The organism is Streptomonospora halophila (genome assembly GCF_039542725.1).
Lineage (GTDB): Bacteria > Actinomycetota > Actinomycetes > Streptosporangiales > Streptosporangiaceae > Streptomonospora > Streptomonospora halophila.
Genome location: NZ_BAABIK010000021.1, coordinates 75368 through 99326, shown reverse-complemented (window position 1 = coordinate 99326; position 23959 = coordinate 75368). Strand labels below are relative to the sequence as shown.

Below are 23959 nucleotides of genomic sequence, written 5' to 3'. Positions count from 1 at the left end.
AAAGTCCGCGGAATCCGCACATCCACAGGTCATCCGGATCACACGGATTCACAGCGGATACACGCCCGCACCGGGCGGGCTCCGCGCGCCTGCGGCGGACGCTCGGGCGGGGAGGAGTACGCAGGAGCGTCCGACGTCCGCGGCGGCCCCGAGCGGGCGCGAAAAAGCGCGGCGCCGCGTCCCGGCCCGGGACGCGGCGCCGCGCTCACACGTGCGACGGTGCGCGGCGGCCGGTTGCGGGCCGCCGCGCACCGTCAGTGCTCGTTGGGTCCGCCCACCGTGGTCTTCTGCACCTGCAGGAGGAACTCGGTGTTGCTCTTGGTTTCCTTCATCCGCTCCAGCAGCAGCTCCAGCGCCTGCTGGATGTCGAGGGCGTGCAGCACGCGGCGGAGCTTCCAGATGATGTTGAGCTCCTCGCCCGACATCAGGATCTCCTCCTTGCGGGTGCTGGAGGAGACGACGTCGACCGCGGGGAAGATCCGCTTGTCCGACAGGGACCGGTTGAGCTTGAGCTCCATGTTGCCGGTGCCCTTGAACTCCTCGAAGATGACCTCGTCCATCCGCGAGCCGGTGTCGACCAGCGCGGTGGCCAGGATCGTCAGCGAGCCGCCGTTCTCGATGTTGCGGGCGGCGCCGAAGAACCGCTTGGGCGGGTACAGCGCCGTGGAGTCGACACCGCCGGAGAGGATGCGCCCGCTCGCCGGCGCGGCGAGGTTGTAGGCGCGGCCGAGCCGGGTGATGGAGTCGAGCAGCACCACCACGTCCAGGCCCATCTCGACCAGGCGCTTGGCGCGGTCGATGGCGAGCTCGGCGACGGTGGTGTGGTCCTCGGCCGGGCGGTCGAAGGTCGAGTGGATGACCTCGCCCTTGACCGTGCGCTGCATGTCGGTGACCTCTTCCGGCCGCTCGTCGACGAGCACGACCATCAGATGGGTCTCCGGGTTGTTCTCGGTGATCGCGTTGGCGATCGACTGCAGCACCATGGTCTTGCCGGCCTTGGGCGGCGAGACGATGAGGCCGCGCTGGCCCTTGCCGATGGGCGCCACGAGGTCGATGATCCGCGTGGTCAGGATGCCGGGCTCGGTTTCGAGCCGCAGGCGGTCCTGCGGGTACAGCGGCACCAGCTTGGAGAACTCCGGGCGGTTGCGCGCCTGCTCCGGGGTCATCCCGTTGATGGTGTCCAGGCGCACCAGCGCGTTGAACTTCTCGCGGCGCTCGCCCTCGCGCGGCTGGCGCACCGCGCCGGTGATGGCGTCGCCCTTGCGCAGACCGTTCTTGCGCACCTGGGCCAGGGAGACGTAGACGTCGTTGGCGCCGGGCAGGTAGCCGGTGGTGCGGACGAACGCGTAGTTGTCCAGGATGTCCAGTATCCCGGCGACCGGAAGCAGCACGTCGTCGTCGCTGATCACGGGCTCGGGGTCCTGGCGGTCGCGGCGCCGGTCGCGGCGGTCCCGGCGGCGCCCGCGCCGGCGCCCGCCGGCGAAGTCGTCGTCGCCTCCGCCTCCGCCGCGGTTGTTACCGCCCTGCTGCTGGCCGGAGTCCTGGCTCTGCTGCTGGCCGTCGCCGCCGGAGTCGTCGCGGTTGCCGCGGTTGCGCCGGTTGCGCTGGCGCTCGCGACCGCCGCCCTGCTGGCCGCCTTGGCCGCCGCCCTGCCCGGACTGGCCGCCCTGGGAGTCGGTCTTCTGGGAATTGGATGTCTTCGTCACGCTGCTCGCGGGGGTAGAGGGATCGGTACCGTCCGAGTGCCGGTTCTGGTCTGCGGAGTCCTCACCGCGCTTGCGCGGGGACCGGCGGCTGCGGGCCGGCTTCTCGGAGCGGTCGGCCTGCGCGGACTCGGAGCCGCGCCCGCCCGATTCGGCCTTGGCCGAGCGGGCCTCGGCCGCGGGGGCGCTCTGCCCTGCGTCCTGCCTGTTGTCCTGCTGCTCGGGGGCGGGCTGCGCGGCAGCCTGCTGCCCGGTGGTGGCGCCGCCCTGCTGCCCGGCGCTCTGGTCAGGACGGTCCGCGGCCGGCTTGGCCGCGCCGTCGGCCTGCGGCGCCGAGACCGGGCCGCCCTGCTTCGCCTCGATGGCGGCGATGATGTCGTTCTTGCGCATCCGCCCCGTGCCCGTGATACCGAGACTCGACGCCAGGCGCTGGAGTTCGGTCAGCTTCAGCGCCGACAGCCCGGTTCCGCCGGACCGCGACCGGGACGACGTGCTCTTTCTGGACGAGGTCGCGGCGTCGCCGGCGTCCGCAGCGGACGCGGTCGTCTCTTGCTGCTTGCTGACCGCCGCGTCCGTGTGGAGTTCGGTGGTGTCGCTCACTAAGGGTCCTTCCCAAGGAGCGGGCTCAGGCCGTCATCGTGTCGCTAACGGCCGGCCCGGTGGTGCGAACCGGCGGGGGCCGGGTCGGGCATGCCCCACGCGGATGTGTCGGGAACCGTCGATCCCCTACCCGATCGCGGCGGGCTCTGGGTACAGCCAGGCGTGAGGGCGATGAGTCCGGTAGTGCCGCCCGTGACCCGTTCTGCCGCCCTCGTCGGGCGAGCCGGCGACACAGTCAGGGTGGACGGATTCACGGGTGCGCCGCGAACTCAACACAGTGGTAACCGTGCGCAGTGATCGCATGGCCAAGACCACGTACACCTTGGACGCGGAAAACACTGTGGCGGATGAGCACACGCCCCGCATCGGGGCATCTGGTGCTTCACCCAGCCTAACATCACCGGAGCCCACAGCTATTCCTTGACACAGGTCTATGAACGGGGAGTTTCGATCCACGCTCCTGCCGGATCGATGGCTAAGGGGCGTATGTGCCAATGCTTACCCGTCCGGTGCCGAATCGAATCAACCAGGTCGTCACTGATTTGCGGGACATCCGCCGCTTCCGGCGATGCGGGGCCGTGTGCGTCGGGCCCCCCGTCGACCAGCACGAGGACGGTGGGCCCGGCCCCGGAGACCACCGCCGCGAGCCCGTCGAGTTCACGCAGCTCACGGGCGATGCGCAGAGTCTCGGGCATCGCCGGGCGCCGGTACTGCTCGTGCAGCCGGTCCTCGGTGGCGTCCAGCAGCAACTCGGGGTGGCCGGAAACGGCCGCCACCAGCAGCGCGGCGCGCCCCGCCGTGAACGCCGCGTCGGCGTGGGGCACCGTGTCGGGCAGCAGACCGCGCGCCTCCTCGGTGGAGAGCCGGTCCTCGGGCACGCACACCACGGGCCGCAGGCGCGCCGACGGCGCCACCCCTGTCGCGCGCCACTCCCCGGCGCCGCGCCAGGCGACGGTGAACCCGCCGTAGACGCACGGCGCCACGTTGTCGGGGTGTCCCTCGATTTCGGCGGCCAGCCGGAACACGCGGTCGCGGTCCAGGCGCCCCAGCGCCGGATCCGCGCCGCTGAGCAGCGCGGTCGCCGCGCACACGCCCGTGACGATGGCCGCGGCCGACGAGCCCAGTCCGCGCCCGTGCGGAATGCGGTTGGTGCAGCGCAGGTGAAGTCCGGGCAGCGGCTCCCCCGCCTCATCGAAGACCGCCCGCATCGCCCGCACCACGAGGTGGGTGCCGTCGCGCGGCACGTCGGCCGCGCCCTCGCCCTCGACGTCGACCACCAGCCGGCCGTCATCGGTCAGGCGGACGTCGGCCTCGTCGTAGAGGCGCAGGGCGAGCCCGAGCGCGTCGAATCCGGGACCGAGGTTCGCGCAGGTGGCGGGGGTGCGGACGTGCACCCCGGTGGGGCGCGTCTGGAGCATGCGTACGCTCTTCCGTGGGTCGGGGGTCTCGTGGGGGGCGCGTCGCGGCCGGTGCGGCCGCGGTCCGCGGCGGGCGGAGCCGCGCCGGCTCAGGCCAGGCCGAGGGCCGAGGCCGCCGCGTGCGCGTCGACGGGCACCGTCGTTGCCGTGGAGGCACCGGCCAGCGCCCAGTCGGGGTCCTTGAGGCCGTTGCCGGTCACCGTGCACACCACGCGGGTGCCGCGCGCGATGTGGCCCGCCTCGACCGACTGGATGAGCCCCGCGACGCTCGCGGCCGAGGCCAGCTCGACGAACACGCCCTCCTCGGCGGCCAGCATCCGGTAGGCGGCCAGGATCTTGCGGTCGGTGACCGAGTCGATGCGCCCGCCGGACTCGTCGCGCGCCCGCTCGGCGTAGAGCCAGGAGGCCGGGTTGCCGATGCGGATGGCGGTGGCGATGGTGCGCGGCTGCTCGACGGGAGCGCCCGAGACGATCGGGGCCGACCCGCTGGCCTGGAAACCGAACATGCGCGGGGCGGAGGTGGCGGCCCCGGAGTCGGCGTACTCGCTGTAGCCCATCCAGTAGGCGCTGATGTTGCCGGCGTTGCCCACCGGCAGGCAGTGCACCGCGGGCGCGTCGCCCAGCGCGTCGACGATCTCGAAGGCCGCGGTCTTCTGGCCCTGCAGCCGGTAGGGGTTCACCGAGTTCACCAGCGCGACCGGGTAGTCCACCGACAGTTTGCGGGCGAGCTCCAGGCAGTCGTCGAAGTTGCCGTCGACCTGCAGCAGCTTGGCGCCGTGCACCAGCGCCTGGGCGAGCTTGCCCATGGCGATCTTGCCCTGGGGCACCAGCACCGCGCACGTCATCCCGGCGCGCACGGCATAGGCGGCGGCACTGGCGCTGGTGTTGCCGGTCGACGCGCAGATGACGGCCTTGGCGCCCTCCTCGGCGGCCTTGGTGATCGCCATCGTCATGCCGCGGTCCTTGAAGGACCCGGTGGGATTGAGGCCCTCGACCTTGAGGAACACCTCGCACCCCGTCAGCTCGGAGACGCGTGCGGCGGGAACCAGGGGGGTCCCGCCCTCCAGCAGGGTGACGACCGAGGTGTTCGCAGTGACCGGGAGATGGTCGCGGTACTCCTCGACGACCCCCCGCCATGCCCGTGCCATGCTCACGACAGGGCCCTTTCGAAAAGGAACGGATGGAAAAGCGTATTCGCAAAGCGGCCGTGCCGCGGATGGGAGCACGCCCGCTCGCGCGGCGTGCCCCGGCGGATGTGCGCGGCAGTTGCGGCGGACGCCGACGGGCGCCCCCGCGGCCGTGTATCCGCCTCCGAGTCTAGAGCCCGAAAGGCGTGGCGCGTGCATCCCGCGTCCCTCGTCTCAGCAGTTGGGACGGTGTTTTCGCGCGGTGCGCGCCCGTCCGGGCGCCGCCGCGCCCGCGGGCGTCACGCGTCCTCGGAGAACGCTTCGACGCGCATCACGCTGGCCACCGACCGCACCATGTCCAGCCCGCGCAGCCGCTCGACGGTCTCGGCCAAGGCGGAGTCGGGCGCGATGTGGCTGACCAGCACCAGCTGCGCGTCCTCGCCGGAGCCCTCCTGGCGCACGTTCTTGATGGACACGCCCATCTCGGAGAAGACCTCGGCGACGCGGGCGAGCACGCCGGGGCGGTCGGCGACGTCCAGCGAGATGTGGTACCGCGTGACCGTCTCGCCCATGGGGTGCACCGGCAGCCCGGTGTCGTGGCCGCCCTCACCCGCGGAGGTCCCGGCGAGCCGGTTGCGCGCCACCGCGACCAGGTCGCCCAGCACGGCGCCGGCGGTGGGCACCCCCCCGGCGCCGGGGCCGTAGAACATCAGCCGGCCGGCCGACTCCGCCTCGACGAACACGGCGTTGTAGGCCTCGGTGACCGCGGCGAGCGGGTGCTCGCGCGGCAGCATCACGGGGTGGACGCGCACACCCACCGAGTCGCCGTCGGGGGTGCGCTGGCAGATCGCCAGCAGCTTGACCACGCAGCCCATCTCCCTGGCGCTGGCGATGTCGCCGGCCGAGACCTCGGTGATGCCCTCGCGGTGCACGTCGGCCGCTGTGACGTGCTGGGTGTGGAACGCGAGCCGGGCCAGGATCGCCGCCTTGGCGGCCGCGTCGAACCCCTCGACGTCGGCGGTGGGGTCGGCCTCGGCGTAGCCGAGCGTCTGCGCCTCTTCCAGCGACTCGGCGAACCCGGCCCCCTGGCTGTCCATCCGGTCCAGGATGAAGTTGGTGGTGCCGTTGACGATGCCCAGCACCCGGTTGACCCGGTCGCCGGCCAGCGAGTCGCGCAGCGGGCGCAGCAGCGGTATGGCCCCGGCGACCGCGGCCTCGTAGTAGATGTCGACGCCGGCCTCGCGCGCGGCGCTCAGCAGCGTCGCACCGTCCTCGGCCAGCAGCGCCTTGTTGGCGGTGACCACGGACTTGCCGGCCTTGACCGCCTCCAGGATCAGCGAGCGGGCGGGCTCGATTCCGCCGATGACCTCGATTACGAGGTCGATGTCGGGCCGTGTCACCAGCTCCGTGGCGTCGGTGGTGAACAGCTGGGGGTCGACTCCGGTGCCGCGGTCGCGCCCCAGGCGCCGCACGGCGATCCCGCCGATCTCCAGGGGTGTTCCCACCCGTGCGGCGAGTTCGGACGCCTGCTGGTCGACCAGCCGCACCACTTCCGCACCCACAACGCCGCATCCCAGCAGCGCCACCTTCATCGCCATAAGAGGAGTGACTCCCACTTCTGTCACGTCGTGCCGTCCACTTCGTCCGCCGCCGGAGGCGCGCAAGTCAGCCTACGTCCAAGCGGAGGAGGTCCTCCTCGGTCTCCCGGCGAACCAGCGTGCGCGGGACGCCCTCGCGCACCGCGACCAGGGCGGGGCGGGGAAGGTGGTTGTAGTTGCTGGCCATCGAGAAGCAGTAGGCGCCGGTCGCGGCGACGGCGACGAGGTCGCCGGGGCGCACGTCGGAGGGCAGGTAGAGGTCGTGCACGATGATGTCGCCGCTCTCGCAGTGCTTGCCGACCAGGCGGGAGAGCACCGGCTCGGCGCCGCCGGCGCGCGAGACGAGCGCGCAGGTGTACTCGGCGCCGTAGAGCGCGGTGCGGATGTTGTCGCTCATGCCGCCGTCGACGCTGACGTAGGTGCGGATGCCCTCGACGTCCTTGACCGTGCCGACCTCGTAGACCGTGATCCCGGCCGGCCCCGAGAGGGCGCGGCCCGGCTCGACCGCGATGCGCGGCATCGGCAGGCCGTGGGAGTCGCACTCGCGCTGCACGATGCTCAGCAGGCTCTTGGCGATCGCCTCGGGCTCCAGCGGGGTGTCGTCGGAGACGTAGGCGATGCCCAGGCCGCCGCCCAGGTCCAGCTCGGCCAGCTCGGCGCCGGTCTCGCGGTGGACGCGGGTGAGGAACTCGGTGACGCGGCGCGCGGCCACCTCGAACCCGGCCGTGTCGAAGATCTGCGATCCGATGTGCGAGTGCAGGCCGACCAGCTCGACGTGCTCGCAGGCCAGGACCCGCCGGACCGCCTCGGCCGCGGCGCCGGTGCTCAGCGCGAGGCCGAACTTCTGGTCGTCGTGGGCGGTGGCGACGAACTCGTGCGTGTGGGCCTCGACGCCGGTGGTCACGCGCACCAGGACCTTGGGGACGCGGCCGCGCTCGGCGGAGATGCGCTCCAGGCGCTCGATCTCCTCGAAGGAGTCGACGATGATGCGCCCCACCCCGGCCTCGACGGCGCGGGCCAGCTCGGCCTCGGACTTGTTGTTGCCGTGCATGCCGATGCGCTCGGGCGGCATGCCCCCGGCCAGGGCGACGGTCAGCTCGCCGCCGCTGCACACGTCGAGCTTGAGCCCTTCCTCGTGCACCCAGCGGACGAGGGCCTTGGTGAGCAGCGCCTTGCCCGCGTAGTAGACGTCGGCCTCGGCGTCGCTGAAGGCCTCGCGGTAGGCGCGGGCGCGGCGGCGGAAGTCCTCCTCGTCGAGCACGAACAGCGGCGTGCCGTACTCGGCGGCCAGCCGGCGCACGCCCACGCCCCCGACGGCCAGCTCGCCGTCGGCGCCGCCGCGCCCGGCGGTGGCGGGCCACACGCGCGGGTCCAGGCGCGCCAGGTCGCGCGGCGGGCTCGGGGGGTTCTCCTCGGGCAGCACCTCCGCGTGGCGCGGACCCGCGGGGTGGGCGTAACGGCTCATCAGTGTGCACTCTCGACGTGTGGGCGGGTGTTCGTGCCGGCCGGTCCGGGGCGGTCCGGCGTGGTCGGGACCGGCCGAACCGGGTGCGGTGCGGGGCGCGGGGACCGGCGTGCGAGCGGCAGGCGTGCCCCCGGCGTCGGCGTCGGCGTCGGGTGCCGATCCTCGGGCCGGCCCGCGGCGCTGCGGGCACGGTCGGCGGGCGTCCCGGTCGGGCCGAAGCGCCCGCACCGCCCCCGCTGCCGTGGCGTTGACGGGGCGTCCCCGGGGACCGGAGCGGGTGCGGACGGTTCTCGCCTTCGGAGTGCTCACAGCCTTGTGGGCGCGGACACGCCGAGCAGGGACAGGCCCGCGCTCAGGACCTCGGCCGCCGCGGCGCACAGCCGCAGCCGACCGAACGCGGACACGGGTTCCCCATCCGCGGGGCCGCCGGCGGCCTCGACGATCAGTCCGCCGCAGGAACCCCGCCAATCATGGTAGGCAGCCGCGAGACCTTCGAGGTATCTGACCAGCATATGGGGTTCGCTACGTCTCCGTGCCGCGTGGAGCACCAGGGGTCCGTCATACAGCGCTCCGGCGAGCTCGGCGGCGGCGGGCGCCTGCAGAGCGGCGGCGAGGGCGGCGCCGGCGCGTTCTGCGGCCGGATCGGAGGATCCGCGGGCCTCGGGCGCCCGCGCCGCGCGGGCCTCGTGCGCCTCCCGCGCCCAGCGCAGGGTCGAGGCGGCGTGGGCGTGGGCGTAGCGGACGGCGAAGGCGGGGTTGGCCGCGGTGCCGAGCGCCCAGGCTCCGGGATGCTCGGCGGTCGGCACCGCGGGCAGGCCCGGCCCGGTCTCCTCGCCCGGTCGCGGCCGGTCGGCGGCCGAGCGGCAGAAGGCGACGCGCGCGCTCGCCTCGCCGACGGCAGCGAGCAGCCGTGCAGCGGGGGTCGCCGCGCCTCCCCCGCCGTCGATCCGGGGGTCGCGCCAGGAGACGTCGCGGGCGGGCGCGGTCCGGCCGCCGCCTCCCGGACCGGTCCGGGAGGCGGCGCGCATCCGCCGGAGGGCGTCGCCGCGCGCCAGGCGGCGGAGGTCCTCGACGCCGGCGGCCTCGTCGAGCGGTTCGACGGAGTGCCGCTCGCCCGCTGCCGCGGCGACGGTGGGCGAAGGGGCGGAGGGCGCGGCACCTGCGCGGTCCGGGCCGGGGGGGTCGCCGAGGTGGCCGATGCCCTCCAGGTAGTGCAGGTAGCCGCGCAGGAACCGGTCGCCGTCGGCGGCCGCGGCGCGCACCATCGCGGCGCGCGCCTCGGGGGTCGCGTCGAGGGCGACGAACCCGCCTCGCTCGACCCCGGCGTCGGCGACCCCGGGGCAGTCGAGCAGCGATTCGACCGCGCGCTCGGCCAGCCGGGACACGTTCAGCCCGAGCGGGCGGGCGGTCCGCAGCGGCAGCGCGGTCGAGCAGCGAAAGGACCCCGGCGGTGCGCCGCGCCGCGGCTCGGCCGGGGGGACGTCCTCCGGCGGGCATGCCGCCGCCCGGGCCACGGCGCCGCGCAGCAGGGCGTCCACACGCCACGGGGCGGCGCCGTCCGGTCGCCACCACAGGCCCGGTCCCTCGGGACGGTCGGCGGCCACGGATCAGCCGGCCCGCTCGGCCCGGTTGCCCGCCGCGAGCTCGCGGACCAGGCGGATGAGCTCCGTGGGGTCGAAGGGCTTGGTCAGGTAGGCGTCGACGCCGATCTCCTTCCCGCGGCGCACGTCGTCCTCCTGGGCGCGGGCGGTGATCAGCAGGACGCGCATGCCGCGCGTGGCCGCGTCCTCGCGCAGGCGCGAGGCCGTCACCCATCCGTCGAGCCTGGGCATCATGATGTCCAGGGTGATCACGTCGGGCTGGACCTCGCCCACACGGGCGAGGCAGTCCTCGCCGTCAACAGCGGTGTGCACCTCGAAGCCTTCGAGCTGCAGGTTGACGGCGATCAGCTGCCTGATCACCTCGTTGTCGTCGACCACCAGTACCCGTGCCAGAGCATCACCCACGGGCGCGAGAATAACGCTCCGCCCCCCGCCTCCGCTGGCGATCCGCCAAGCCCGCGGACATTGCGCGATCCACCCCTCGGCGCCTGCTATTCTTGATCTCGCAAAGCGCCCCCTTAGCTCAGGGGATAGAGCAACGGCCTCCGGAGCCGTGTGCGGAGGTTCGAATCCTCCAGGGGGCACCGCACCGAGAGCACCGGCTCTCACCGATGACCAGCGGAGACGCACCTGCGCCCGCTGGTTTTCCTTTTCCCGGGCCCCCGGTACCGGCCCCGCCCGCAACCGCGCGAGCGCGCGGCCGGGCCGCTTCGAGCCGAGGACGAGCGGAGTTTCCAGGCCGCCCGGCCGCCCACCCGCCTCCGCACGCCGCATATGTGATCTACGCCACACAACCCCCAAACCCGGCGCCCTGCAAGCGCGCCCCGCGGGCGGGCGTGGGGTCGATGGGGCGGGGGGCGCCGAGCCGCAGGGGTGGGCGAGGGGGCGCGGGATAGACTGCGGAACTCGTGACCAACGGATGCCTTCGACTCGGGACGGCGTAGGGCTGTGCGGCAGAACCTCGGCAGCATCGCCCGGCGCAAAATGGCTTTCGCCCGGACCCGGTTCGACGGATGGCGCCCGCTTCGCGGACTGCTGGTGCGCCTCCAACACCCGTCGGTGATCGTGGTGGGCAGCTTCGCCGCCGTGGTCCTCGCGGGCACGGCGGTGCTGATGACACCGTGGGCCTCCCGCGAGGGCACCGCCACCGGGTTCGAGAACGCGCTGTTCACCGCCACCTCCGCGGTGTGCGTGACCGGGCTGATCGTCCTCGACACCGCCTCCTACTGGTCGGGCCTGGGCATCGTGGTCATCGGCGCACTGATCCAGATCGGCGGCTTCGGCATCATGGCCCTGGTCTCGGTCGTGGTCCTGCTCCTGGCCCACCGCTTCGGACTGCGCATGCAGCTCAGCGCCCAGATGGAGACCAAGTCGCTGTCGATCGGCGAGGTGCGCCGCGTCGTGCAGGGCGTCTTTCTGGTCAGTGTCAGCGTCGAGGCGGTCCTCGCGCTCGTCCTGGTGCTGCGCCTGGCCCTGCACCACGGCTACTCCTGGCCGCGGGCGCTGGAGTACGGCGTGTTCCACGCGGTCTCGGCGTTCAACAACGCCGGCTTCGCGCTCTACACCGACAGCCTGGTCCGCTTCGAGTCCGACCCGTGGATCCTGGTGCCCGTCGCCCTCGCGGTCATCGCCGGCGGACTCGGGTTCCCCGTGTGGTTCGAGCTGTGGCGGCACGCGCGGCACAGCGGCCGGCGCCAGTGGTCGCTGCACTTCAAGATCACCGCCGGGACGACCGTCCTGCTGCTCGCGGCGGGAACGGCGCTGATCACTCTGCTGGAGTGGCGCAACCCCGCGACGCTGGGCACCTACACCACCGCCGGAAAGCTGCTCAACGGCTTCTTCCACGGCGTCATGCCGCGCACCGCCGGGTTCAACAGCCTGGACGTCGGCGAGATGCGGCCCTCCACCCTGCTGGTGACCGATGTGCTGATGTTCATCGGGGGCGGCAGCGCCGGCACCGCCGGCGGCATCAAGGTGACCACCTTCGCCCTGGTGGGCTTCGTGCTCTGGGCGATCGTGCGCGGCGAGCCCAGCGTGCACGTGATGGGGCGCCGCCTGGATACCGGCGCGCAGCAGCAGGCGCTTGCCGTCGCGCTGCTGAGCATCGGCGGCGTCATGGTCTGCACGCTCATCCTGCTGTCCACGACCCGGTTCAGTCTGGACCAGGTCCTGTTCGAGACGGTGTCGGCGTTCGGCACGGTGGGTCTGTCCACCGGCATCACGGCCGAACTCCCCACGCTGGGCCACCTGCTGATCACGCTGCTGATGTTCGTGGGCCGCCTCGGACCGATCACGCTGGCCACCGCGCTGGCGCTGCGCACCACGGGCCGCCGATACGAACTGCCCGAGGAGCGCCCGATCGTCGGCTGAGCCGCGGGGCGGCCGGAGCGGCGCCGGACCGCGACGGCCGGGACGCCGCGTCCCGCTCAGCGGGGGTGCGGCGGCCCGGCCGTTCGCATCGGGTTTCCGCGGACTAGGCCGCGGCGTCGGGTTGGCCCGGACGCTCGAGCGCGTACCGGAGGAGGATCTTCAAAACATTGCCCGCCGAGTTGCGGTCGCGGGCGTCGAAGTCGACGATCGGCACGTGCGGGGCGATCTCCAGCGCCTCGCGGATCTGGTCGACGGTGTAGGGCAGGTCGTCGTCGAACCGGTTGACGGCGACGATGTAGGGCACGCCCTGCGTCGTCTCGAAGTAGTCGATCGCGTCGAAGCAGTCCGCCAGCCGGCGGGAGTCGACGACGATGACCGCACCGATGGCGCCGCGGACGATGTCGTTCCACATGAACCAGAACCGCGCCTGCCCCGGCGTGCCGAACATGTACATGATCAGCTCTTGTTCGAGGGTCAGCCGGCCGAAGTCCATGGCCACTGTGGTGGTGACCTTCTCCGGAGTGGAGGAGAGGTCGTCGTGCTTCTCGCTTGCTTCGGTCATGACGGCCTCGGTCGAGACCGGGGGGATCTCCGATACCGAGCCGACCAGCGTGGTCTTTCCCGCACCGAATCCGCCGGCGACGACCACCTTGGCGGAGACGAGCGACCGACCCGTTGCGCTGGAGCTACTGGAAGAGACGTTCGAGTCCACGAAGCGCCCTTTCAAGAACTTGGTTTTCCGACGGGCTGTGGCCGGTGATTGTTGGGTGGATGTAGACGAGCTCCTGGTCGGCGAGATCGCTGAGCAGGACCTGCGTTACACCCAACGGAATCTTCAGCGCCGCGGAGAGCTCGGCGACCGAGCGCGTCTCGCGGCACATCTCGTAGATGCGCTGTGCCTCGGGAGGCAGGTTGGACGGGGTCTCGGTGCCCGCGTCGGCAGCGGAGACGAGTGTCTGCACCAGCAGCGGGTGGCGGGAGCGCGTGCGACCGCCGGTGAAGGTGTAGGGGCGGATGCGCCCGCGCCTGCTCCTGCGGTTCCTCATTCGGCTGCCACCCTCTTCGTCCCCGCCGTTGCGCACGGGCGTTCGTTGACTGGCAATGGTTCCCTCACGGTGACACGACCCCGCGCAGCTGTGAGCGGAGCTGCGGGGTGAGCGCGTGCCCGGCGCTCTCCACCAGCTTGGTCATCTGGTAGGCGACGACCTTCATGTCGGCGTTGGGTGCGCTGAGCACCGCAAGGCACGAACCGTCGCTGATCGACATCACGAACAGGTGACCGCGCTGCATGCGCACGATCAGCTGCTCGCACTCGCCCTTGCCGAACATCTTCGCCCCGCCCAGCGCCAGGCTGTGCATGCCGCTGGCGATGGCGGCCAACTGCTCGGCGTACTGCTCGGGGAAGTCGCGAGACGCGGTCAGCAGCAGGCCGTCGGAAGAGACCACGATGGCGTGCTCGACGCCGGGGACGTCGTCGACGAAGTTGGAGATCAGCCAGGTGAAGTTCTCCGCGTCGGCACTCTCACTCAAGCGGTTGTCCATTTCGGTCCAGCTTCTTCAGTGGTTCGGGTGGTGGTCCTGAGCCGATCACGGCGGTCAGACATCCTCGTCGCCCCGCGCGGCCTGCTCGCCCTCGACGAATCCGGCGAGGTCGTCGCGGATGCGCTCGGCTCTGTTGTCGGACTCCGCCTCGTCGGACTCCTCGGCCTGCGCCTCGGACTCCCACGTCTCTGCGGTCGGCAACGGCGACGTGGTGCGGTGTGCGCTGCGGCGCGGCAGGCCGGCGGGGGTGACCGACGAGGAGGAATCCATGGCGCTGCGCTCCTCTTGCGCATTCTGGACAGGAGCCGCTGCCCTCGGGGACTCGGGGGCCGGACGGCGCGGGGCCGGGGGAGCCGCCGGGAGCGGGGGTGCGGGGGCGGGAGCGGGAGGCTGGGGACCCGTCTTGCTGACCAGGTCGGAACCGACCATCACGTGTGCGCTGATCCCGCGGAAGGCGCGCGCCTCCAGCTGCACCTCCATGCCGTGGCGGTGGGCGATGTTGCTGACCACGTACAAGCCCATGTGCCGCATGACCTGCTCGTCGAGCACGGGTTCACCGCGCAGGCGCTCGTTCAGGTCGGCGATCTGGTCGTCCGGGATGCCGATGCCCTCGTCCTGGACGGTGATCAGCAGGCGCTCGCCGTCGACCATGTACTGGCCGCTGACGACCACCTGGGCGTGCTCGGGCGACTTGCCCGTCGCGTTGTCCATCAGCTCGGCGAGGAGGTGGCTGAGGTCGTCGGCGGCGGTGCCCGCGACGAAGATCTGCGGCAGCCGCCCCACCTGGACGCGCTGGTAGTCCTTGATCTCCGAGATCGCGGCGCGCGCCACGTCGAGCATCGGCACGGGCTCGGCCGAGGGGTCGCCGGTGTCCTGGTCGGCGAGCACCAGCAGGTTCTCGCTGTTGCGTCGCATCCGCGTGGCGAGGTTGTCGATCTTGAACAGGCTGTCCAGCAGCTCGGGATCCTCGCTGCTGTCCTCCAGTTCCTCGACCACCTCGATCAGCGAGTCGACCAGGGCCAGGTCGCGCATCGCCAGTCCGGCCAGGGTGCTGGTCACCAGCTTCACCGACGCCTGCTCGCCGGCGGCGGCCGCCTTCGCGGAGGCGCCGGCCGATGCGGCCGAGTCGCCCTGGCCGACCGGCTCCGCGGGCGCGGCGGGTTCAACCGGCTGCGGTGGTGCGGCCTGCGGGAGCGGCTCGCCCGGGGTGGGGTGCCACTGGTAGCCGCCCTGCGGCGGCGCCTGGCCGGGCTGCTGGTAGGCCTCGGGCTGGGGAGGGCTCCCCGGAGCCGGAGGCGGCGGGTACTGCGGCCAGGCCGCCTGGGGCTGCCCGGGGTACTGGGCATGGCCCGCGCCGTTGGGCACCGGCCGACCGTTGAACTGCTGGTTCAGCGCCTGCTGCTGGGCGGCGAACAGGTCGTTGGCGGTCATCCCCTGCTGCGCCGACCCGCGTCTGCCGATGCCGAGCCGTCTCAGCATCCGCTTCCAGCGGCCTTCGGGCTGGGGCGCCGGCCACATGGGCGGCGGGGGGTTCTGATGTGTGACCGGCGGCTGCGCCGGGGGCGGATTCCCCTGGCCGGCCGATGACGACGCCTGCGCCACGGCACACCTCCTCTTATGCGGGAACGGGTGAGCGGCGGCCGGTTCGCCGAGTCCCGCGAGCCGGAGCAGCGTGGGGCGCAGCTCCGAGCGGTCACCCGGGTCCGCGCCGCGGGCAGAGCCAGGCGCACTCCGCGAAAGATCGCTCCCGAATTCCTGCACCGGGCACGATCCCATTGCAGCAAGCGCCTGGAATCCGACGAATCGGCGGTTACGCTAGCACAGGAAAGCTGTTCCGTAGAGATATCGCCCGACAGCGCACACCCCAGAAAAACGCCACACGAGGCCTGCGGCTCACCCAGCCGCCACAGATACCCGCGAATCAGACATTTAGTGCGGCAGAATTCCGGGGCGGCCGACCGATCTCAAACCTACCGCCACGGCGGCGCTCCGGACTCCCGGCCCTCGATGCGCAATACGCATGACGGCCGGGCACACCTTTGCCGACCGCGCCGAATATGGCACTGACCTGGACCGGGCTTCCGCAGAGGCGAGAATCCGCATACCGGCTCGCGCACCCGGACAGAAAACGCAACCCGTGAGCAAGATCACGTTCGCCGCCGATGCATGCGCCGAGCCTGATTCCGGGTGAATCGGACACTACCGCCCCGGAGACCGTGAACGGGACGGCGGCGCTGCCCGCTGCCCGCTGCCCGCTGCCCGCTGCCCGCTGCCCCGGCGATTCTGCCACCCTCCTTCCCCCGGAGTCCCCCGAGCACCGGCCCGCCGCGCCGGCGGGCGCGCCGCGGGCCGCCGCAGCGCTCCCCGTCCGTCGCCGCGCCCGCCCTTACGCGCCCGCCAACCGGGAGCGCAGCGCCCTCTTGTCGATCTTGCCGACGGCACTGCGCGGCAGCTCGCCGCCGTAGGAGAAGGCGGCCGGGATCTTGTAGCGCGCCAGGCGCTCGGCGAGGAAGCCGCGCAGCTCCTCGGCCTCGGGCCGGCGGCCCGGCACGGGCACGACCAGCGCGGCGCCGGACTCGCCCCACGTGTCGTCGGGCACACCGACGACCGCGCATTCCAGCACGTCGGGGTGGGCCGCCAGGGCCGCCTCGACCTCCGCCGGGTAGACGTTCTCCCCGCCGGAGACGTACATGTCCTTCACCCGGTCCACGATGCGGAAGTAGCCGTCGGCGTCGACCTCGGCGGCGTCGCCGGTGTGCAGCCACCCGTCACGCAGCGCCGCCGCGGTCTCGTCGGGGCGGTTCCAGTAGCCCGGGGTGACGTTGGGCCCCTCCACCAGCACCTCCGAGGGCCCCGGTCCGGGCTCGGCGGTGCGCACGTCGGTGAAGAACGCGGGTACGCCGGCGCTGCCGGCCTTGCCGGCGCAGTCGGCCACCGGCAGCAGCAGCGCGCCCGGCGCCGCCTCGGTCAACCCGTAGCCCTGGACGAACGCCAGGCCGCGCCGCATGTAGCTCTCGATGAGGGGCGGCGGCACCGGCGCGCCCCCGCACAGCAGGAGGCGCAGCCCGGACAGGTCGGCGCCGGGCCACCGGGGCGAGCGGGCGATGCGCTCGTACATGGTGGGCACGCCGAAGGTCACGGTCACGCCCTCGCGCTCGATGAGGTCGACGGTGCGCTCGGGGTCGAACCGCTCCTCCAGCAGCAGGCGGCCGCCCTTGAGCAGGACCGGCAGGCACAGCATGTTCAGCGCCGCCGTATGGAACATCGGTGCGCTGACCAGGGCGGTGTCGGTGCCGGCCAGGTCGGTGTCGACGATGGAGTTGAGGCAGTTCCAGGTGACGTTGCCGTGGGTCAGCACCACTCCCTTGGGCCGGCCGGTCGATCCGGAGGTGTAGAGCAGCAGGAACGGGTCGTCGTGCTCGACGGGCCGGTCGAGTGCCCCGCTCGGCGCGGCCGCGACCGCGGGCTCCAGGGCCCGGGGCCCGTGCTCTCCGCCCGCCGCTGTGCCGACGGTGAGATAGCCGCCCACCAGGCCGGCGCGGTGGAGCGCCTCAGCGTCGGCGCCGCGGTCGGCGTCGGCCAGGAGGAGGGCGGGCGCGCTGTCGGCCGCGAGGACCTCCAGTTCGGCGCGCGCCAGGCGGGTGTTGAAGGGGGTGAACACCGCGCCCAGCAGCGCGGCGCCGAACATCGCCTCCAGGAACTCGGGCCGGTTGGCGCCGAGGTAGGCGACGCGGTCGCCGCGCCGCACCCCGTGCTCCTCCAGGACGCGGGCCACCCGGGTGGCGCGCTCGTCGAGCTCGCGGTAGGTGGCCGAGCGCCCCTCGTGCACGACGGCGGCGCGCGCACCTGCCGCGCGGCTTCTCCGGGCGGGCCAGGATCCGATGCCGTGGTTGAGCATTGCGGTCTCCGTGCGAATCGCGGATGGGCACAGTCGGTGGGCGGATGCGCGGGGCGCGGCCTTCGGGGATCGCAGCGGGCGGGTCAGATCCGCCGCAGGTCGCGTGCGGAGGTCTCGGGAGTCAGCAGCACGGCCAGGGTCGCCAGCAGCGCCATCCCGGCGAGGTAGAGGCCCACGGCGGCGGATCCGCCCTGGGCGGCGAACAGAGCCGTGGCGGCGATGGGCGCCAGGCCGCCGCCGACCACGTTGCCCAGCTGGTACCCCGCGGAGATGCCGCTGTAGCGCACCCGGGTGGGGAACAGCTCGGCGAGCAGCGCGGGCAGCGGGCCGTACTGGGCGGACACCACGATGACGGCGAGGGTGCAGGCCAGCAGCGCCCAGGCCAGGCTCTCCCGGTCGAACATCGGGAAGAAGAGCAGGGCCAGCGCGATCTGGGCGAGGCCGCCGCCGATGAAGACGCTGCGCCGACCCACCCGGTCGCTCAGCGCCGACCAGCCCACGATGGCGGCCAACTGCACGCCGCTGGCGATGGTGACCACGGCCAGCAGCGCGTCGCGCGAGTAGGACAGCTCGGTGGTGCCGTAGGAGAGCGTGTAGACCAGGACGATGTAGCCCAGGCCGGTGGAGGCCGCCGTCGCGAACACGGCGCGCAGGACGCCCAGCGGGTAGCGGCGCACGACCTCGGCCAGCGGCGGAGAGCTCGGGGCTTCCGCGGCCCCCTCCGCGCGCTTGCGCCGCTCCTCCTCGAACAGCGGGCTCTCGCTGATGCGCCGGCGGATCACGTAGCCGACCGCGATGAGCACGACGCTGGCCAGGAAGCCGATCCGCCATCCCCATTCGGCGAAGGCCTCGGCGGTCATGGTCGAGGCGCCGAGCATGACGAGGTTCGCGGTGATCGCACCGGCGGGCACGCCGAGCTGCGGTGCGGCGCCGTAGAGCCCGCGGCGGCCGGCGGGCGCGTGCTCGACGGCCATGAGGGCGGCCCCGCCCCATTCGGCGCCCACGCCGAGCCCTTGGGCGAGCCGCAGGACCACCAGCAGGATCGGCGCGGCCACACCGATCTGGGCGTAGTTGGGCAGCAGGCCGACCAGGACCGTCGCGCATCCCATGACCAGCAGCGACACGACGAGCATCCGCTTGCGGCCGATGACGCGGTCGCCCAGGTGGCCCGCGATGATCCCGCCGAGCGGGCGTGCGACGAACCCGACGGCGAACGTGGACAGCGCGGCGAGCTGGCTGGCGAGCGGGTTGTCGGAGGGGAAGAACTGGGGGCCGAAGACGAGAGCGGCGGCGGCTCCGTACAGGAAGAAGTCGTACCACTCGATACTGGTTCCGACGAAGCTGGCCAGGGCGATCTTGCGGGCTTCGCGCTGCTGGGACGCTGCGGTGGGGGGCACAGAGCTGGTCACGTCGGTCTCCGTTGCAGAGGGGGGATCGCCCCGGTTCCTGGCCGTGGCGGGGGGCGGAGCCGGGGCCCGCTGCGCCCCCCGGGCCTGTCGGCGGGGGGTCAGCCGCGCGCGTAGCGGCCGAGGCCGGGCCGGTAGCTCTTGGAGTCGAGGAACTGCTCCAAGCCCTGGCTTCGCCCCTGCTCGGGGTCGAGGAACTGCGACTGCTCCAGCTTGGCGTAGAGGTAGTCCTCGGCCTGGTCCCAGGACATCTCGGCGGCGAGCTTGTAGCCGGTTTTCGCGGCCCGCAGCACCGCCGGGTTCATGGCGGCCAGCCGCTGGGCGAGCTCGCGGGTGCGGGCCCGCAGGTTCGCGGCCGGGACCGCCTCGTTGACGAGGCGCATGCGCTCGGCCTCGCGGCCGTCGAAGGCCTCGCCGGTCATGATGTGGTACAGCGCGTCGCGCCGGGGAACGGCGGCCGCCAGCGCCCGGCTGACCACCCCGCCGGGCGGGATTCCCCAGTTGATCTCGGAGAGGCCGAAGCGGGCGTCCTCGTCGGCCACCGCCAGGTCGCAGGCGACCAGCGGAGTGAACGCGCCGCCGAAGCACCAGCCGTTGACCATGGCCACGGTGGGCTTGGCGTAGGTCGACAGCCGCCGCCACTGCCACTCGGCCGCGGTGCGGCGCACCCGGTTCTGCAGTGCGGGATCGCCGGAGGCGTCGACGTCGCGGAAGTACTCCTTGAGGTCCATGCCGGCGCTCCAGGACTCCCCCGCGCCGGTGAGCGCCAGGACGCGGCAGCGCTCGTCGCCCTCCAGCGCGTCGAGGGCGGCGACCATCTCCTCGTTGAGCGAGGGGTTCATGGCGTTGCGCTTCTCGGGCCGGTTGAGCGTCACCCAGGCGACGCCCTCGTCGAAGTCGACGAGGACCGACTCCCCCCAGGGCTCGGCCGGGGCGCTCGTCGCCGCTCCACCCTCTGACTCCATGTCAAACTCCTTGATATCAGGGACCTTGATGAAGGTGTTTAACAAGAACCTTGATAATGTGTCAATCATGATCACTCCAGCCGGTGCCGACGACACCGCCGAGTCCCCTGAGCCGCGCATCATCTACCTGGTCAAACGCGTGGAGCTCATCGCCCGCGCGCAGCTGGACGCAATCACCCGCGAGTACGGGCTGACCACGCTGCAGTACACGGCCTTGAGCGTGCTGCGCGCCCAGCCCGGGCTGTCGGCCGCCCAGCTGGCCCGGCGGTCCTTCGTCAGTCCGCAGGCGACGACCGAGATGGTCGGCACGCTGGAGGCCAAGGGGATGATCCGCCGCGAGCCCGACCCCGGGAACCGCCGCGTGCTGCGCACGCACCTGACCGATGCGGGCCGCGCGGCGCTGGAGGCCTGCGACCGCGCGGCCGACCTGCTGGAGGAGCGCATGCTGCGCGACGTCGCGCCGCACGACGCGGCCGCCCTGCGGCGCGCCCTCACCGCCTGCGCCTCGGGGCTGGGCGCGTTCACCGGAGCCGAGGCGGCCCGCGCCTGAGCCCTTCGGCGGCGCCCGCCGCGCCCGGGATGGAGCGCCCCCGCGCGCCGCCCGCCTTCGGGGCACCGGCCCGACGGGGGCCGCGCGCCGCGTCCTCGCTGACAGCGGCGCCGTCCGCCGAGCGTGTGGCGGTCTTGTCCCGGACCGCGGGCGCACCGTATTTTCGTTGCACCCAGGTACCGGGGACGATCCGCTCGCCGCCGTCACGGAGAGAAGGCGCCATGGAAACCGCCCTTAGCCCACTGGAGTTCGCCCGGCGCACGCGCAGGCTGCACCCGCGGCGCGAGGCGGTCGTCGACCAGGACCTGCGGCTGACCTACGAGGAGTTCTTCGACCGCTGCGACCGCTGGTCGGCCGCCCTGCAGGGGATGGGCGTGGCCAAGGGCGACCGCGTCGCCTACATCGCGCCCAACACCCACGCGCAGTTGGAGTCCTTCTACGCCGTGCCGCAGTTGGGCGCGGTCCTGGTGCCGATCAACTACCGGCTGTCCCCCGAGGACTTCGTCTACATCGCCAACCACTCCGGCGCCACGGTGCTGTGCGCGCACGCCGACCAGCTCGCGGCCGTCGACGGGGTGCGCGACCGGATGCCCGGCGTGGAGCGCTTCGTCGCGCTGGAGGGCTCCGCCGAGGGGTGGGAGGACTACGAGTCCCTGGTCGCGGGAGCCGACCCGGACTTCACCCGGCCCGAGATCGCCGAGACGGACCTGCTGACGATCAACTACACCAGCGGCACCACCGCCCGGCCCAAGGGGGTGATGATCACCCACCGCAACGCCTACATGAACGTGGTGGGCACGCTCCTGCACCTGCGCGTCGGGGTCGGCGAGCGCTATCTGTGGACGCTGCCGATGTTCCACGCCAACGGCTGGACCTACACCTGGACCGTCACCGCGGCGGCCGCCGCCCACGTCTGCCTGCGCGCCGTCGACCCTGCGCGCGTGTTCGACCTGATCCGCGACGAGAAGGTCTCCTGGCTGTGCGCGGCGCCGACGGTGCTGATCACCCTGGCCAACACGCCCGAGGACGTCCGCGGCCAGGTGCCGCCCGGCGTGCACGTCGTCACCGCGGGGGCCTCGCCCGCCGCCGACACCATCGAGCGGCTGGAGGGCACCTTCGGCTGGTCGGTCACCCACGTCTACGGGCTCACCGAGACCACGCCCTTCATCACCGTGTGCGAGCCCTGGCCCGAGCACGCCGGCCTCGTGGGCGCCGAGCGCGCCGCGGTCAAGGCGCGCCAGGGCGTCGAGCTGATCACCTCCGGCGAGCTGAAGGTCCTCGGCCCGGGCGGCGACGAGGTCCCCTGGGACGGTGAGACGGTCGGCGAGATCGCGGTGCGCGGCAACGTGGTGATGGCCGGCTACTACAACGACCCCGAGGCCACCGAGAAGGTCATGGGCGACGGCTGGTTCCGCACCGGCGACGCGGCGGTCACCCACCCCGACGGGTTCGTCGAGATCCAGGACCGCATCAAGGACGTGATCATCTCCGGCGGCGAGAACATCTCCTCGATCGAGGTCGAGGGGGTGCTGCTGCGCCACTCGTCGGTCCAGGAGGTCGCGATCGTCGGCGTTCCGCACGAGCGCTGGGGCGAGACCCCCAAGGCATCTGTGGTGCTGCGCGAAGGGGCCTCGGCCACCGAGGACGAGCTGATCGCCTTCGCGCGGGACAACCTCGCGCACTTCAAGGCGCCCACACGGGTGGAATTCGTGGACCAGCTGCCCAAGACCGCCACCGGCAAGATCCAGAAGTACGTGCTGCGCGACGGCGCCTCCGCGGTCTCGCGCCAGTAGCGTGCCGCCGAGGGCGCGGGGCGGCGGAGGACCTTCTGTGGAAATTCTCGCTGAGACGTGTCGAGAACGCCGCGCCGGCGTCGACCTACCCGTGACAGCGCCGCGGGACCGCCGCGGCGATCGCCGGTAGGCACGCGAGAGGACACGGCCATGAAGTACATGCTGCTGATGCAGTTCGGCGCCCAGAGCGACCTGGCGCCCATGCACACCTGGGCTCCCGAGGAGGTCACCGCGCATCTCGACTTCATGAAGGAGTTCCACGCCGAGCTCACCGAGGAGGGCGAGCTGGTGGGCGGCGAAGGGCTGGCCGACCCGGGGCAAGCCAGGACGGTGCGGGCCGGGAGCAACGGCGCGCCCGTGGTCACCGACGGCCCCTACCCGGAGACCAAGGAGTTCCTCATGGGCTACTGGATCGTCGACTGCGAGACCGAGCAGCGCGCACACGAGCTGGCGGCCCGCGCGTCGGCGGCCCCCGGCCCCGGCGGCAGGCCCGCCAACATGCCCATCGAGGTGCGCCAGGTGATGTCGGCGCCGCCCGCCGACCTGTAGGCACCGGGAGAGGCCCTGGACGGCAAGCAGAGCGCCCCCGGCGTCGACGACCTGCTGCGCCCGCTGGTGCCGCAGGTCGTCGGCGTGCTCACGCGGCGCTTCGGCGACTTCGACGCCGCCGAGGACGCGGTCCAGGCCGCACTGGCGGACAGCGCGGAGCAGTGGCCCCGGCAGGGCGTGCCGGACAACCCGCGGGGGTGGCTGGTCCACGTCGCGTCCCGCCGGATGGCCGAGCAGGTCCGCAGCGAGCAGGCGCGGCGCCGGCGCGAGGAGGCCGCGGCCGCGCGCGAGCCCGCCGACCGCCACCTCGCGCCGCCCGCCGACGAGGGCATCGGCGGCGAAGGGCCGAGCGGCCGCGACGACACCCTGGCGATGCTGTTCATGTGCTGCCATCCGGCGCTGACCCGGCCCTCGGCGATCGCGCTGACGCTGCGCTCGGTCGGCGGGCTCACCACTGCCGAGATCGCGAGCGCGTTCATGGTGCCCGAGCCCACGATGGCCCAGCGCATCAGCCGCGCCAAGCAGCGCATCTCCGCTTCGCAGACCGGTTTGGCCCTACCCGGGCCGGCGGAGCGAAACCGCAGGCTCGCCTCCGTGCTGCACGTCATCTATCTGGTCTTCAACGAGGGCTACACCGTCAGCGCCGGGCCGCGGCTGCAGCGCGTGGAGCTGTCCCGCGAGGCGATCCGGCTCGGCCGGTTGCTGCACGGACTGCTGCCCGAGGAGTGCGAGACCGCCGGGCTGCTCGCCCTCATGCTGCTCACCGACGCCCGCCGCAGCGCCCGCATGGGCCCGGGGGGCATCCCGGTCCCGCTCGCCGAGCAGGACCGGTCGCTGTGGGACGCGGAGGCGATCCGCGAGGGCGTCGACCTGGTCACGGCCGCGCTGGCCAAGGGTTCGGTCGGCCCCTACCAGCTCCAGGCGGCCGTGGCGGCGCTGCACGACGAGGCCGCCACGGCAGAGGAGACGGACTGGCCCCAGATCCTCGCGCTGTACGGGCTGCTGGAGCGGATGACGGACAACCCGGTTGTCTCGCTGAACCGGGCGGTGGCGGCGGCGATGGCGCAGGGCCCCGAGGCGGGCCTGGCCATGCTGTCCGATCTGGCCGGCGACGAGCGGGTCTCCGACCACCACCGCTTCTTCGCCGCCCGCGCCCATCTGCGGGAGATGGCGGGCGAGCTCGGCGCCGCTCGGGCCGACTACCGGGCCGCGGCCGCCCGCACCGCCAACGGCCCCGAACGCGACCACCTCATCACCCGGGCCGCCCGCATCGCCTCGGCCGACCTCCCGGAGTGACATGCGCGCGGCGGGGCCGGCGGCGCCCCGACTCCTACGCACCCGGCACCCGGCACCCGGCACCCGGCACCCGGCACC

19 protein-coding genes and 1 tRNA gene are annotated in these 23959 nt (G+C 72.8%); 6 read left to right on the top strand and 14 right to left on the bottom strand.

All coding sequences use genetic code 11. The annotated features are described in order from the left end of the window. Positions 1–254: 254 nt before the first annotated feature. The 7 genes from rho to ABEA15_RS17945 all read right to left on the bottom strand — a co-directional run bounded on the left by rho (position 255) and on the right by ABEA15_RS17945 (position 9917). A complete protein-coding gene (gene rho / locus ABEA15_RS17975) occupies positions 255–2303 on the bottom strand; it encodes a transcription termination factor Rho (protein WP_345557701.1) in 2049 nt (682 codons plus the stop codon). Between the two features lie 431 nt (positions 2304–2734). Next, positions 2735–3721 carry a homoserine kinase gene (thrB, locus tag ABEA15_RS17970; RefSeq protein ID WP_344141517.1) on the bottom strand — a complete coding sequence of 329 codons (987 nt, stop codon included), beginning with the start codon at positions 3719–3721 and terminating at the stop codon, positions 2735–2737. 89 nt (positions 3722–3810) lie between these two features. Continuing rightward, on the bottom strand, positions 3811–4869 hold the full coding sequence (thrC, locus tag ABEA15_RS17965; protein ID WP_344142003.1) for a threonine synthase: 1059 nt from the start codon (positions 4867–4869) through the stop codon (positions 3811–3813). A 278-nt stretch (positions 4870–5147) separates the two neighbouring features. Beyond that, positions 5148–6446, bottom strand: a complete 1299-nt coding sequence (locus ABEA15_RS17960; protein WP_344141518.1) for a homoserine dehydrogenase — start codon at positions 6444–6446, stop codon at positions 5148–5150. Positions 6447–6513: 67 nt separating this feature from the next. Further along, entirely contained in the window at positions 6514–7911 is a 1398-nt protein-coding gene (gene lysA, locus ABEA15_RS17955) for a diaminopimelate decarboxylase (protein WP_344141519.1), read from the bottom strand. Positions 7912–8216: 305 nt separating this feature from the next. Further along, entirely contained in the window at positions 8217–9515 is a 1299-nt protein-coding gene (locus ABEA15_RS17950; RefSeq protein WP_345557698.1) for a DALR anticodon-binding domain-containing protein, read from the bottom strand. A 3-nt stretch (positions 9516–9518) separates the two neighbouring features. After that, positions 9519–9917 carry a response regulator transcription factor gene (locus tag ABEA15_RS17945; protein WP_344141521.1) on the bottom strand — a complete coding sequence of 133 codons (399 nt, stop codon included), beginning with the start codon at positions 9915–9917 and terminating at the stop codon, positions 9519–9521. Between the two features lie 107 nt (positions 9918–10024). Here ABEA15_RS17945 and ABEA15_RS17940 point away from each other — a divergent pair. Both ABEA15_RS17940 and ABEA15_RS17935 read left to right on the top strand, forming a co-directional pair. Next, positions 10025–10096 (top strand) — tRNA-Arg (locus tag ABEA15_RS17940). 400 nt (positions 10097–10496) lie between these two features. Beyond that, positions 10497–11882 (top strand): TrkH family potassium uptake protein, encoded by a 1386-nt coding sequence (locus ABEA15_RS17935; protein WP_345557696.1) that lies wholly within the window; start codon positions 10497–10499, stop codon positions 11880–11882. 103 nt (positions 11883–11985) lie between these two features. Here the strand turns inward: ABEA15_RS17935 and ABEA15_RS17930 are convergent, their stop codons facing one another. The 7 genes from ABEA15_RS17930 to ABEA15_RS17900 form a co-directional block, all read right to left on the bottom strand. Beyond that, the gene (locus ABEA15_RS17930; protein WP_344141523.1) at positions 11986–12594 is read right to left on the bottom strand and encodes a GTP-binding protein; all 609 of its coding nucleotides are present in this window, start codon (positions 12592–12594) and stop codon (positions 11986–11988) included. Continuing rightward, positions 12569–12928, bottom strand: coding sequence for a DUF742 domain-containing protein (locus ABEA15_RS17925; RefSeq protein ID WP_311544153.1), 360 nt, complete (start codon positions 12926–12928; stop codon positions 12569–12571). Before ABEA15_RS17925 ends, ABEA15_RS17930 begins: the two co-directional genes overlap by 26 nt. Before the next feature lie 64 nt (positions 12929–12992). Beyond that, complete coding sequence (locus tag ABEA15_RS17920; RefSeq protein ID WP_344141524.1) at positions 12993–13424, bottom strand: roadblock/LC7 domain-containing protein; 432 nt, start codon at positions 13422–13424, stop codon at positions 12993–12995. Between the two features lie 54 nt (positions 13425–13478). Further along, a complete protein-coding gene (locus tag ABEA15_RS17915; RefSeq protein WP_344141525.1) occupies positions 13479–14903 on the bottom strand; it encodes a sensor histidine kinase in 1425 nt (474 codons plus the stop codon). Positions 14904–15810: 907 nt separating this feature from the next. After that, positions 15811–17322 carry an acyl-CoA synthetase gene (locus ABEA15_RS17910; RefSeq protein WP_344141526.1) on the bottom strand — a complete coding sequence of 504 codons (1512 nt, stop codon included), beginning with the start codon at positions 17320–17322 and terminating at the stop codon, positions 15811–15813. A gap of 83 nt (positions 17323–17405) precedes the next feature. Next, positions 17406–18731 carry an MFS transporter gene (locus tag ABEA15_RS17905; RefSeq protein WP_344141527.1) on the bottom strand — a complete coding sequence of 442 codons (1326 nt, stop codon included), beginning with the start codon at positions 18729–18731 and terminating at the stop codon, positions 17406–17408. A 98-nt stretch (positions 18732–18829) separates the two neighbouring features. Continuing rightward, on the bottom strand, positions 18830–19693 hold the full coding sequence (locus ABEA15_RS17900) for a p-hydroxycinnamoyl CoA hydratase/lyase (RefSeq protein ID WP_345557695.1): 864 nt from the start codon (positions 19691–19693) through the stop codon (positions 18830–18832). A 67-nt stretch (positions 19694–19760) separates the two neighbouring features. Between ABEA15_RS17900 and ABEA15_RS17895 the strand changes: the two genes are divergently transcribed. The 4 genes from ABEA15_RS17895 (at position 19761) to ABEA15_RS17880 (ending at position 23881) form a co-directional block, all read left to right on the top strand. Then, positions 19761–20243, top strand: coding sequence for a MarR family winged helix-turn-helix transcriptional regulator (locus ABEA15_RS17895; RefSeq protein ID WP_345557694.1), 483 nt, complete (start codon positions 19761–19763; stop codon positions 20241–20243). 221 nt (positions 20244–20464) lie between these two features. Next, positions 20465–22036: a long-chain-fatty-acid--CoA ligase gene (locus tag ABEA15_RS17890; protein WP_345557693.1), complete on the top strand. Its 1572-nt coding sequence runs from the start codon at positions 20465–20467 to the stop codon at positions 22034–22036. Between the two features lie 150 nt (positions 22037–22186). Then, positions 22187–22585 (top strand): YciI family protein, encoded by a 399-nt coding sequence (locus tag ABEA15_RS17885; protein WP_345557692.1) that lies wholly within the window; start codon positions 22187–22189, stop codon positions 22583–22585. Positions 22586–22651: 66 nt separating this feature from the next. Continuing rightward, positions 22652–23881, top strand: coding sequence for an RNA polymerase sigma factor (locus ABEA15_RS17880; RefSeq protein WP_345557691.1), 1230 nt, complete (start codon positions 22652–22654; stop codon positions 23879–23881). The last annotated feature ends 78 nt before the right edge of the window (positions 23882–23959 follow it).